The organism is Okeania sp., from assembly GCF_983059655.1.
The window spans coordinates 1,801-14,337 of sequence record NZ_CEZPJD010000121.1 but is presented as its reverse complement, the minus strand read 5'-3'; the positions used below and the strand labels follow the sequence as shown (position 1 = coordinate 14,337).

The 12,537-nt window shown below is 35.0% G+C and carries 9 protein-coding genes and 1 tRNA gene; 4 read left to right on the top strand and 6 right to left on the bottom strand.

Features of this window, described 5'->3' with window-relative positions; all coding sequences use genetic code 11:
- From AC3DU7_RS09655 to AC3DU7_RS09635, 5 genes are all read right to left on the bottom strand, one after another.
- A partial coding sequence (locus AC3DU7_RS09655) for a CpeR family transcriptional regulator (RefSeq protein WP_488039135.1) occupies positions 1–272 on the bottom strand: 272 nt, incomplete at its 3' end.
- A 44-nt stretch (positions 273–316) separates the two neighbouring features.
- Positions 317–937, bottom strand: coding sequence for a CpcT/CpeT family chromophore lyase (locus AC3DU7_RS09650; protein WP_488039134.1), 621 nt, complete (start codon positions 935–937; stop codon positions 317–319).
- Positions 938–1,452: 515 nt separating this feature from the next.
- Positions 1,453–1,995, bottom strand: a complete 543-nt coding sequence (locus AC3DU7_RS09645; RefSeq protein ID WP_488039133.1) for a phycobiliprotein lyase — start codon at positions 1,993–1,995, stop codon at positions 1,453–1,455.
- A gap of 196 nt (positions 1,996–2,191) precedes the next feature.
- The gene (locus AC3DU7_RS09640) at positions 2,192–2,953 is read right to left on the bottom strand and encodes a phycobilisome rod-core linker polypeptide (protein WP_488039132.1); all 762 of its coding nucleotides are present in this window, start codon (positions 2,951–2,953) and stop codon (positions 2,192–2,194) included.
- Between the two features lie 268 nt (positions 2,954–3,221).
- Positions 3,222–4,091, bottom strand: coding sequence for a phycobilisome rod-core linker polypeptide (locus AC3DU7_RS09635; RefSeq protein ID WP_488039131.1), 870 nt, complete (start codon positions 4,089–4,091; stop codon positions 3,222–3,224).
- A 693-nt stretch (positions 4,092–4,784) separates the two neighbouring features.
- Between AC3DU7_RS09635 and AC3DU7_RS09630 the strand changes: the two genes are divergently transcribed.
- Positions 4,785–6,395: an MBL fold metallo-hydrolase gene (locus AC3DU7_RS09630; RefSeq protein ID WP_488039130.1), complete on the top strand. Its 1,611-nt coding sequence runs from the start codon at positions 4,785–4,787 to the stop codon at positions 6,393–6,395.
- A 135-nt stretch (positions 6,396–6,530) separates the two neighbouring features.
- Here the strand turns inward: AC3DU7_RS09630 and AC3DU7_RS09625 are convergent, their stop codons facing one another.
- A complete protein-coding gene (locus AC3DU7_RS09625; protein WP_488039129.1) occupies positions 6,531–6,839 on the bottom strand; it encodes a DUF6679 family protein in 309 nt (102 codons plus the stop codon).
- A 2,303-nt stretch (positions 6,840–9,142) separates the two neighbouring features.
- On the opposite strand from AC3DU7_RS09625, the gene AC3DU7_RS09620 reads away from it, so the two are divergent.
- From AC3DU7_RS09620 to AC3DU7_RS09610, 3 genes are all read left to right on the top strand, one after another.
- Positions 9,143–10,906 (top strand): CapA family protein, encoded by a 1,764-nt coding sequence (locus AC3DU7_RS09620; protein WP_488039128.1) that lies wholly within the window; start codon positions 9,143–9,145, stop codon positions 10,904–10,906.
- A 301-nt stretch (positions 10,907–11,207) separates the two neighbouring features.
- Positions 11,208–12,080 (top strand): aldose epimerase family protein, encoded by an 873-nt coding sequence (locus tag AC3DU7_RS09615; RefSeq protein ID WP_488039127.1) that lies wholly within the window; start codon positions 11,208–11,210, stop codon positions 12,078–12,080.
- 384 nt (positions 12,081–12,464) lie between these two features.
- A tRNA-Lys gene (locus tag AC3DU7_RS09610) sits at positions 12,465–12,536 on the top strand.
- Position 12,537: the final 1 nt, after the last annotated feature.

Here is a 12,537-nt window from a genome sequence, read left to right as displayed (position 1 = left end):
CCGTTTTTTATCCAGTATTGTTTCAAATCGTGGTGAGGCGTATGAAGACTTGCTCTTGCTTGATAAAGAACTACTTTTCTATGATTACCAATCCAAATTTTCTTAATAGGTTTGACAGATATTAAACTTCCTCCCAATGTTTGAACACATTCTGTGAACCTATCAACTGCAGAATATTCTACTGTCTCAAACAAGAAAAAGTTTCCTGAACAGATTAAATGTCTGCTTCTGATCCAGCTTTGCATTTTTTTTTCTGCTACTGGTGGCAACATTTTTTATTAGTCCTCCCTTAAGACTGTTTCATAATTTGTTGCCTTCAAATTTTTATCGGTAATTCATGAGCAAAATTTATGTGTTTTTCAAATTTTAAAGGTCCTGCTTTAGATCCCCAAACCTGTTCGTGTTTATTAACATCCATCCCTCTATCTAAACTTACCCATGTTTGCTCAGTTAACTCTACTTCACTAACTAGATAAGTCTCGCATCCTCTCTTTTTAATTAAACATTTATTTCCAGGTTCAACACTCCCTAAAAATCTTTCTCCATCTCGTTTAAAAACCATTGAGCAATTATAACGACGTTCTATATTTTCTGGAGTAATAGTATTTAGAATCTCCTGCTCTCTTGCTGCACCTGCATAGAGAATAGAGTCTTTGAGACTGTAATTTTCTATGTAAATATGGTCGCCCTTATCTATAAGTTGATGGATTCCTTGACGATATGGACTCCAAAGGTCATAGTCATAAACTTGCTCTGAATAAAAACCTATGCCAGAAAAAAACTTATATGGCAATGGTCGGAAATAAATATAAATATGAGCATAAAGAATTCGATTGGCAGAAGCTTGTTTTTGATTACTAAAGCCTCCTGCCATCCAACTAGCTAGAGTAATGAGATTGTTTGATTTTGTCTGATTTTCTGTATGGGAAATAGTCATTTCAGTTATCAGTTATCAGTTGTCAGTTGTCAGTACCTCCTACTGAAACAGGAGGCTTGAGACCAGAAATTTTCGGTCATATTTTACCTTCCCTTTTTTTTATTTGATCGCCAATTCTGACTAACTGAGTAAAATTATATTTTTTTTAAAGTCTGTATAATTTAGGCAAGGTAAATGATGAAAATTTTAGACTACTTGTTCTCTATAATTTCAATTTCTAAAAAATATAGCAATCCTATTTTCTTCGTGTCAAAAATATTACTGCTTTTTAGGGAACAGGGAACAGGGAACAGGGAACAGGTAAGAGTTTCAGTTTTTTTATCTACTTTTTTATTTGTCGCAACCTATTTAGGATTGCTATCTAATATTATAGATATTAAATATTAAGTATCTGGGAAAATTGAATTACAAATGACTTTTGGGAAGAACTTAAAAACTTAGATAAATTTTGGTTAAGTCTATTTTGTCTACCTACTTATGCTAGTTTTTTGCTACTTATTATAATAGATTGGGACTCATGATTTTTCTTCCATTGACAAAGAACGAATTTCTGATGAAAAAGAAGCAGTTAATACACCATTACCATCACTCGTTTTAATCAAAGATACTCGAAACCTCAGATTAGGAGTAGCAAACCAAATTTTTTCTTCTGCTGCAGCACGGTCATACTCTGTATGTAGAATAAAAGTACCATCTTCAGTAATCTGATATTCTCCCACAGCAGCAATAGTTTCTGCATAACCTTGGGAACGTAATAATTTTCCTTTTTTGAGATTATCCAGGTCGGGTATTGGCACTAATACACAACTACCTTCAATCACTTCATCATCATCCCAGTCAGACTCTCCTTGCCAACTCATCTGAAAAGGAGAAACGGCTTTGGCAATATCTACCTGACTAGACTTACACAATTCTATGACTTCTGGAGCCATTCTTGGCAAAGAGACAATATCTATTGTGGACCGAACTTCCTCAAAATGACTAAATGCTAAATTATGGCCACTACGTTGCGACCGCCAGCGTCCTATAGAGCGTTCAACAAATTCTACAACATCCATTATTCCTATCTTAAATTATTTACAGCACTTTTTAGGATAGTGAGGTACAGTTTATTAATTCTCTGTTGCCTGTTGCCTAAAGTCCTAAAGTTTTGTACCTCATCAACTCCAAAACTGCTGTAATCAGGAACCTGTTAGTAAAACAGGTCCCTCTTAAGTCCAACTAATTAACTTTAGCAGTCACTATCTCTTTTGCTTAACCAACTTCAGTAATTTTCAGGATTTTACCACCTGTTCTCTGAATGCTGTTGATTTTTGAAGTTAGCTGCTCGTAAGATACTGTGTAGGTTGTTTTACTCAGTTTTACAGTAGGACCAATACCAGTTTTAGTAACTAAGATTTGGAAACGTTTGTCTGTATTGCTATAAGGTCCACTTAAATATGCAGGTGGAACAATTTCCGTAGCAAGGTTAGTAGCTAAATCTGAAGTTAGTCGGGAAGATTTGTTTCTGTCACTTGTAGCATATCCTCGTTCCAGAGCAAATGTCCGATTGAATGTGACATTTTTCATGCCAACTATGGTACTATTACCCCGTGGATATGGAACAATGTTCTCCCCAAAGTTTTGAGTATACTCTTCGCTGTCTATATAAGAATCAATTTCTGCCTCATATCCTTGTTCATTATATATAAGAGTATGTTCAGAAATTTCTGCTTGGTCTTCGGGAGAGCGACCTAATAAATGCTTAAAGTTTAGTTCTATGAACCCATAAGGAGAAGATGATTCAAAAAACAAGGAAAAATATAGGTCGGATTTAGCAACCATACTAACAAATTGACGGACAGAAATATCTCCATTTCGGAGTAATGATTCTCCACTAGTTAGACGTTGGCTCTCCATTACATGGATATTTCCCAAAACTTGCTTATAAACAGCTCGAATCACTGCTTGTATTTCATCTTCTGTAGCATTAGAACGTAGTTCTATTGGATCTATTGTATCTACCCAGAGTGACATTCTTAACTCCTTTAATTAAAAGATTTTGATTTTTTCTATCTACTTATGATTGAAGTTTTCATAGTTAATAGCCATGAGTTTAACAAGTACAAACATCATAGCCATCAACTATGAATTACTGCAAAATTGGAAATTCTTTGCCCTTTATTTATCCTTATATATTCCTAAATTAACACAGTAAAGTTGTGATAATTTAACTTTTGTTTATTAGGAATCTCGCAACTAAGCTATTCATGGAAAAGAGCAAACAATTTTCTGATTTTTAGCCCTAGCTTACAGGAGTAATGCTAGCAATTACACCACCTTGCTGATGAATCCTTTGGTACTCTTTAGAAAGTTGATCAAAAGGCACCAAAAATACTTGGTTACTACGGCGGAATCTGGAAACACGATTTACTACTTTTGAGCGGTAAGCTGTTACTTCAACGCGGTAAACTTTACCACTAGAACTAGCTCCTACTCCATGTCTACTTCTAGCACCTAAAGGTGTATCTTGGAATGACCAACCATCTGAACCACCAGAAGGAGGAACCACTGCCAAAGGAGTTTCTTGAATCACATACTTATTCAAAGCAGGACTTTTTCCAGACAAACTTCCTTTTAAGTCGCTGCTGGAAGCACCTCGTAATAGTTGGAACATATGAGTAAAACCAACCATTTTTTTGCCTGTTTGGGTTTTATAGCCTCGATAATAAGGCACTATATTTTCCCCATAAGCATTATCATATTCCTCACTATCAATGTAGGAATCAATATCAGCTTCAAAACTTCCTCCATCGAGGATATTGCTGTGAAACTTCATATCGTCGTAGCCATCGGGAGCTCGACCTAAAAAGTGCTTGAAGTTTAATTCAATTGCACGATAGCGGGGGCAACTTTCAAAGAACCGAGAACGATACAAGTCAGATTTTCCAACTTGACGTACAAATTCACGGACAGTAATTTCGCTATTTTTGAGTTTGGACTCTGGTACAGAGAGTCTTTCACTATCCATGACGTAAGCATTGCCCAGAACTTGCTTATAGACAGCTCGAATCACAATTTCTTTTTCTTCTGATGAGCTTCCGGGCAACAGTTCCACGGGTTCTGTATCTTCAAAAAGGCTAACACCTAATTGAGATGCTGGTCCAAAAACCATTTGAACTATCTCCTAGGTAAAATCTGGTTTGCTGAAAAAATGTATTTTTTAGTTACAAAACTGAAAAATTTTGGCTCATTACTACAATCTATTCCTGAGCCAGAAACTTAGATTGTATAAATTCATGAGCTTATTTCTTTAAGTTTTCTACTTTTTTGGAATATACACTGCTAGCAACCTCTTAACCATAAAGAATTATAAACTTTTGTAAACATATAGAAATATAGGCTAGATTTCTTCTCATTAAAGTTAAGCTAGCAATTAAGGTCAGAAATTACTTAGGAAAAATATATCAAAACTTTTTAAGTATTCGATTTTTGACTATGCAATCTTGAAAAAATTTGTGAAAAATATAGATTATTGCAGACATTTTTTTAAATTATCAAGTCAAAAATTGTTATGATTAGTTATTTTGCAAGATCGTACAATATTCAACTCTAATTCATGTTAGATATATTGAATTTTCATTTAAGGAAAAAAATATAGCCAGCTCTCAAAACCTTTGATATTTTATGATAAGATAGTAAACAATTTTTATTAATGATTTACTCTGTAAGACTTGAAGACAAACTTAATTAAGTTGAGCTTGTATCTATGAAGTACTCTACTGATAAGTCTGACAGCCTAAGATAACCAATTTTTCAAATTATTAATAATCAAAATATTCCTGAATGTAAGCAGTTAACCCTTGTCATGAATTTAGAATGTTTAGCTTACAGCGTAGGTCATACAGATGATGGAATATGTCTGCTAGTCCGCATAGGGCCATACCGGGTTTTATTAGATTGTGGTATTACAGACATTTCATTATTAACTAACAATGATGAAAATAAACAACTACTACCAGCAGATATTGTCCTATGTTCTCACGCACATTCAGACCATGCTCAAGGACTGTTTGCACTTCATCAAACTTTTCCACAGTTACCAATATACGCTAGCGAAGCAACAACGAAACTTTTACCTATCAATTGGTCAAAATTTGCTGTTTCTGAAGTCCCTGACTTCTGTCAACCTTTGCCTTGGCACTCACCAATAGAACTTTGTAGCGGTCTAACTGTAGAGCTTTTTCCTGCTGGTCATTTGCCTGGAGCAACAGTTTTTCTTCTTACTTACACTGCTGAAGATAATCGAACCTATAAGCTTTTATATACAGGAGATTTATTTTTATCAAATAGTCGTTTAGTAGAAGGGTTACCTCTGGGAGATTTACGAGGAATCAAGCCAGATGTATTAATAATTGAAGGTAGTTATGGTACAGCTCGTTATCCACATAGGCGACAATTAGAAAATCATCTCGCAGAAAGAATATATCAAGCTATTACTTCTGGAATATCGGTTATTTTGCCCACTCCAGCTTTGGGATTAGCACAAGAACTATTAATGCTTCTGCGCAGTCATCACTATTTCACAGGTCGCGATCTGGACATTTGGGTTGAGGAACAAGTTGCCCAGGTCTGTGACCTTTATTTACAACTATTATCCCAATTTCCTCCAGCAGTTAAAAATTTTGCTCAACATCAACCTTTATTTTGGGACGAAAAGGTAAGACCGCGCGTGCTGAGGCAGTTACCAGAAAAATTTCCTTCTGGAGAAAAACCTTATATTTTCATTGTGGATCAGGATATAGATTTGAGTCAATATATTATTAATCAAGACAATTCTTTTGTTGTGTTAAGACCTGAAACACCAGGAAAAATCTCACAAGAGTTGAATTTTGTTCATACTGAAACATATCTTCTGACAGAGCATTGTGATGGACTAGGAACAACACAGTTAATTCACAACCTACGTCCTCAACATATAGTTTTTGTTCATGGTTGTCCTAGTTATTTAGCTGACCTTACTAATCTTGAAGAGTTACACAACCGTTATCAACTTCATTCTCCAGGAAATGGTACTTTGGTAGAGTTACCAATTGGTGATACATTCATAGTACCTACATTACCTGAAACTAATTATGAGGGAGAATTAACTGAGTTGGACACAGAGGTAATAGTTTCTTTACCTCAGAGCATTACAAATGATAGTCGTTGGCCAATTTTTGCTGATACAGGTATTGTCGAAGTCCGTTGGCAGGGAGAAGAGTTAGTTATGAAAGGAATTTCTCAACGACAACTTCTTTATCAGAGTGGCGATCGCTTTATTTCTCCTGAGTTAGATTGTTGTGGCAATTGTTTATATTATCGAGGACAACATTGCTCAAATTCTACTTCAGCTCTGTATGGATTTAGGGTAACATCTGATGGATATTGTCCTATGTTTAAGTCCCTTCATTCTCCTTATACTGAAGAAATAGAATGAAATGATTAATTCATCAAACTACGTTACATGTAAACTATAGAAGAATTTATTTTAAGATATAATTTCGTATTTAGGTGATCGGATACCAGTTTTAAAGATATATTAATATGATTATGATATGCTAATATATTATTCCTACTGATTTGACTCTGGGTTGTGGTCGCGAATTCTTTCAGCTTCTGGACAATCTTCAGAGACTAGAGGGTCAATATTACTCCTTGGCACAGATGCTAATTTTTGGGTGATCGCCCCTATACTTTCTAAGCGTACCATTTCTTCCCAAGAACAGATTTCATCATCTTCATCTGTTTCATAGCGTATAGTTACTAAATCTCCCTCTATATCTAAGATCTTTGCTTTTTCAATCCAACGCTGCTGATCTCGCAAAAAAATACAGACTTCACGACCATCACAACAAAGTTGATATATCTTGCGTTGTAGCATTGGCTTTTTATACTCCCAGTCAATAAGTTCGATAAAATATGTTTATAACAAAAGACTATTTACTGAATAATGTTGACAAACACAAAATTTTTCCCCAAGCTTGTTAAATTGAGTAGACCGTAAATTAAAGTCTATGACTAGGGTCACTACCATCAACACATAACTCCCACCAAGGAATTTTTATAAGAGATTTTCATTTTTAACTTGCAACATTATTAATGGTTAAAAGGAAGTGCTGTCATTTTATCATATCTACATTAAACATTCACTCCTATAAACATCATACCTTAAATATAAGCTTTCAGAATAATTTTTTGCCTTGATATACAATATTAAGGATACTTGATTTTATCTTCATTTTTTGGTGTTGGTGAATTAGTATATGGTATTAATCTTAATTGCTTTAGAAGTCAGGAGTCAGGAGAAAAGAAAGAAGAAGTAAAGATTAGTATTAAGGAGAAAGTCTTTTTTTCAAGCTCTTAACCTAAGTTAGGACATCATACCTCAAATTACCAACGCCTATTTTTTTTACTCTATTATACAACAATAGTAATTGATAATGAAAGACAAACTACCTACTCTTAAATTTTAGTATTATTAAAGCTTTTAGCTGAGTGACATATTCTCGAAACCTAATCAAAGATTACAGGGCAGGCTTCTTTTAACCTTGCGAGAATTTGCGTAAAACTTTATCTAGGCTTAAAACCCCCGATAGTACCCTATCTAGCAGATAGTTTCCTTTCCCCGCCGTCCAAGGGTAATTTTTTCAGTCCTCTGAGTCTAAACCTGAGCTGCCGTATGACCTCTGTGAGTTCTAACGATCAATAGTGCCATTACCGATCTGATTCTCTTTAGAATTGTAGATTATAGAAATTACTTGAATTGACCAATTTTTTTGTTGAAGAAGCCTGCGCGAAGCGCATACCGAGAAAACCCAAGCCCACTATTGCGAAAAGCATCTCAGGTATCATGTAATCTTCTCACCGCTGTCTACGATACCTGGGAATGAAAATTCTGGAGGTTTGAGTTGAGCTTTTTCGCCTTGGGCAGGTTGTTTTGCTGAAGGTGATAACTAGGGAAAGGGGCATCCGCTGGTTATGATGTATTCCTTCGATAAAGAAAATCTATCCACATCACACTTTCTTGAAGCTAACCAGTCTTTCAACTCACTCATAGTTGCAGCCGCGACAGGTCTCTAATCTTTCAAGGATTAGAGCTTACTGGTCACCTTCTAAAAATCTAGACAATCCTAGACACGCTCTTCATCGGTGACTAAAAGCGATTTTCCGACTCACCTGTTCATAAGTCTACTGGCAAAGAAGGTTAATGTTCCGCTCAAACACATTGAGTTTAGGATTCCCTCTGGGGTTTTCATCCTTATGAAGAGTCGAGTGCAAAACACTCTATAATCGTTGCTAAAATCCTCTGGTCTTAGCAGACATATGTAATGATAACACAGATTAATGGCGTAAAAACATAGACATTTTGTAGATATTTGTCTAGGATGGTCTATATTTTTCAGCTCTAGCAAGCAACAGCACTTGGATAGATACGGTAGCGATAATTCATCATTAACATGAGCCAAATCTACTATAAACACACAGAGTAAGTAGGGTTTGCTGAAAAAGTATGAGTGGTAGGGGTAGGAGCCAGAATCGGTGAATCTGTGAAGTCAGGAGGAATGGGAATTATAGAAGAAGTAGTCAGAAGAATCGTAAAAGTGATTTTCTAGCCCTATCTTGCCGAAAATCTGGTACTCCCTTAGCACCTGAAAAGGGTAAAACCTTTACCTGTCAAGACGCGTGATATTTAATCAGCAAGCCCTAAGTAAATGTATTTTTCTCATCCCAAGAATGGAGTGCCAAAAATACTAGGGGCGTCCATATATCCCGATGCTGACCTGACATTACAGCGCTGGACTTATTGCTCTCCAAACCCCCTCTCAAGTTAAATATTTTTTTTAATTTATATTAAACGATAAATAATTTTTGTTATAGATATTGAAATTCTTTTTTAAGAGCCAGTCGCTTGAATAAATATTTAAGAGGGTAAATGCTCTACAATTTAAGAGTTTGACACTATATAAGCCCTAAGGGTATAATTTCTGGCTCATGCTAAAAAGGAGTTTCAACTCAGTTGACAAATCAGCTCTAATGTATGTCAATTTTATCGATAATAGAGTTAGACAAAACTTACTATTTGAGTCCGCATGCCATACTTATTTAGACAAGATTATAGTATTGTTAATTTATTCAAATTTCTGTACCTACTATTCTAAAAGCTTTAACTATTAGGTTTAAGATATGACTTACACACCTACTTTAACTCCACCATCTCTTCTGGAACTAGCACGATCTGGTGATTTTAAGGCTATTAGTTACTGGATAAATAAAGAATTAAAACCTCAAGGGATATCAGCTCGTGTAGCTAAAGAAACCACTGGGTATTTACAAGTTTTAGTAGAGTTTCAGAAGGAACCTCCAACAGATAGATTAATTAAGTTTATTTGTCACCAGCTTTATCAACTGAATTCTCCTTTGCTAGAAAGAGTAAATATTATAGGACGTTTTAGAGGTTCACCCAATATCCTCTGGAAACAATCTGTTAGAATTCCACCAAAAAGAAAATTAAATAATCAATCTAATATTCCCACCAAAAGTAATAATTTTAAATTTCAGATATTCCGCTCGTTTATATTAATAGGTTCAGTGGTGGCTACCTTTATCTTAGGTTGTTGGGTAAGTTATTATGAAGTGCTAGTAAGAAATTCAATTTCATCGGTAGAGACTGCGGCTGGAAAAGTAAGGGTGATTAATGATATAAGAGTCACAAACCCAAACGACTCTACAGTTACATTAATGTTTGGTGGAGATGTCAATTTATCCCATCCAGTTTCTGATGTAGTAAAAAAGGATTATAAGTTACCTTTTGCCAAAATGGATGAGTATAGAAGAGCAGATCTGGCAATGGTCAATCTTGAAAATCCTCTGACTCGTTCTACTCTTAGCACTACAAATGTTCGTAACAAGCTAGCAGTAGATTCTAACTATGTCAATGTCTTGACTTCTGGAGGAGTGGATCTAGTTAATTTGGCTAATGACCAAAATATGGCTAATGACCAAAAAAGCTTAGTTGAAACAATAGATATTCTAAAGCAGGCAAATATTCACTCTGTAGGAGCGGGCAAAACCAAAGATGAGGCCAGAAAACCAAAGATTATCCAGATTAAAGGCCAAAAGATTGCCTACTTGAGCTATGACGATACAGATATTCAACCAAATAATGAAATAGTAGGGGTTAATAGTCGCAATAAAGATCGGATAGCTACAGATATTCAAATTCTGAGAGAGCAAAAGCAGGTAGACTGGATTATTGTTAACTATCACTGGGGGGTAAAATTATCAGAATATCCTGGAGACTGGCAGATGGATATAGCAAGATCGACAATCGATCAGGGTGCTGATTTAGTGGTAGGACATCACCCTAAGGTGTTGCAGGGGGCAGAAATTTATAAAGGGCAACCTATTATATATTCATTGGGTAATTTGATTTCTGGAGATACTAATAGCACAGAGAGTGATTATGAAACAGCAATCTTGAAAGTCTCTTTAAAACCAGGCAAAATGAAGATTGAGTTTTTGCCAATAGTGGTTAGCAAATTTCAACCTCAAGTTGTTAGAGGTAAAAAAGGAGAGGAAATTCTCAGGCACATTGCTCAAATTTCTAGTGTTTTTAATCAGCCCATGAGAACTCCTATCAAAATAGATAAGATTAATTCTTCTGTAAAGTTTGCTGGTAATAACTCTAATCCAACTAAATCCAACTCTAATATTTTATCAACTCCCACTTTACCTGAGTTACCACCTAAAAGGACAGAAAATGGGCAAAGCTCCACTGACGATCCTCAGAATTTGTCTGAGAGAGAAGTTAATGTAGATAGTCAGAATAGTTTTCCTCTACCACCAATATTGAATCCTGAAGCGACTTCTAAAGAAGCAAGAGAGTCTTTTATCAAAGAACCCTTTATCAAAGAACCTTTTATTGAGTTGCCACGTTTAAGAATTTAATGAAAATCATACAAATATGAATAACTATAATAGCTATGGTTACATACTCTGTTTTTTCTATTCAATTATTCCTGTGGAATGATTCTGAAAATATGAGGTATATAATGATGTAGAATAAAGTGCAAAATGAAAATACTATCTAAAAAAAATTGATTGTTTCTTGGAAGTTACAATACTTTAATCATATAAAAACTAGAGGTCTAAATAATTATTGGGCAAATCACCAAGAAAGTGGATTTTTATTTCTAGTTATCATCACCCAATGCCCAATATTCAATAATCAATTCCTGAATTAAAAACTGTGTTTGCCATCGCACTTCAACAAAAACAATACAAAACTTATACCCTCTCTGATTTAGAATTTAATTCTAGTATAAATGTCATTCCAGAGAGAGGAGGAATAATTACAAGTTGGTGTATTAATAATCAGGAGCTACTGTACTTTGATTCCAAAAGGTTAGAAAATCCAGAATTAACAGTAAGAGGTGGTATACCTATCCTGTTTCCCATTTGTGGCAACTTGCCGAATGATATATACAAATATAACGGTAATAGTTACTTTCTTAAACAACATGGATTTGCGCAAGAACTACCTTGGGAAGTCATAGAAAAGTCTACTCAAGACCGGGCTTCAATAACTCTAGTGTTAACCAGTAATAAATTAACCAAAACAGTTTATCCCTTTGACTTTAAATTAACTTTTACTTATCGAGTAAAAGGTAATTCTTTAGAAATATTCCAAGTTTACACCAATTTGAGCAATACACAAAGGATGCCATTTTCGACAGGGCTACATCCCTATTTCTTTGCTCCAAATAAATATCAGCTTCGCTTTGATATCCCTTCAATGCAATATGTGGAAACAAAAACAGGAGCTGTCCACGATAATGATGGTAAATTTGACCTTAATCAAGATGAGGTGAATGCACTATTTGGAAAATTAACAGGCTTGGCAACTACTGTTTATGACCGAAGCCGTGGTCTCAAGATTATTCTAAGCTATACATCCACTTATTCAAATATGGCTTTCTGGACAGTTAAAAATGAAGAATTTTATTGTTTAGAACCATGGACAGCTCCTCCAAATTCTCTAAATACAGGTTATCGCTTGATTGATTTAGAGCCTGGATCTTCCTGTGAAATGGTAGTTAGACTCACTGCAATATTTTTGTAATGTTTCACATTATTATATGTACATTTATTTATAGAAGGATTGACTAAATTCATGTCCTTAAATATTTAGGACTACCATATATTTAATTCTTAATGAGTTTAGTTTTGATTTGTCCCGTAGCCATAAACATAATATAGGCGAAGAACTAGTTGAAACAGTGCAAAAAATAAGTATGTAACGAAAGGTAAATCCCCCCATCCTCTTCCCTTATATATTCTGCTCTCTACCTTCTACCTTTTCATAACGATAATTTTCAACACTGACCTACTGAAATTGTCCATAAAGTTTTCACAATATCTCAAATTTTTTTTCTGAAAGCTATTGCAATATTAATTATGACTATGCTATCTTTAGTAAGAGTGCAAAATAAAACATAACTAAGAAGGGTCGCTAGCTCAACGGTAGAGTACTCGGCTTTTAACCGATTTGTTCCGGGTTCGAATCCCGGGCGACCCAT

Bases quoted from the DNA above. Each gene is read 5' to 3' on its own strand.
- AC3DU7_RS09650 (WP_488039134.1), bottom strand. From the start codon at position 937: ATGACTATTTCCCATACAGAAAATCAGACAAAATCAAACAATCTCATT.
- AC3DU7_RS09645 (WP_488039133.1), bottom strand. From the start codon at position 1,995: ATGGATGTTGTAGAATTTGTTGAACGCTCTATAGGACGCTGGCGGTCG.
- AC3DU7_RS09640 (WP_488039132.1), bottom strand. From the start codon at position 2,953: ATGTCACTCTGGGTAGATACAATAGATCCAATAGAACTACGTTCTAAT.
- AC3DU7_RS09635 (WP_488039131.1), bottom strand. From the start codon at position 4,091: ATGGTTTTTGGACCAGCATCTCAATTAGGTGTTAGCCTTTTTGAAGAT.
- AC3DU7_RS09630 (WP_488039130.1), top strand. From the start codon at position 4,785: ATGAATTTAGAATGTTTAGCTTACAGCGTAGGTCATACAGATGATGGA.
- AC3DU7_RS09625 (WP_488039129.1), bottom strand. From the start codon at position 6,839: ATGCTACAACGCAAGATATATCAACTTTGTTGTGATGGTCGTGAAGTC.
- AC3DU7_RS09620 (WP_488039128.1), top strand. From the start codon at position 9,143: ATGACTTACACACCTACTTTAACTCCACCATCTCTTCTGGAACTAGCA.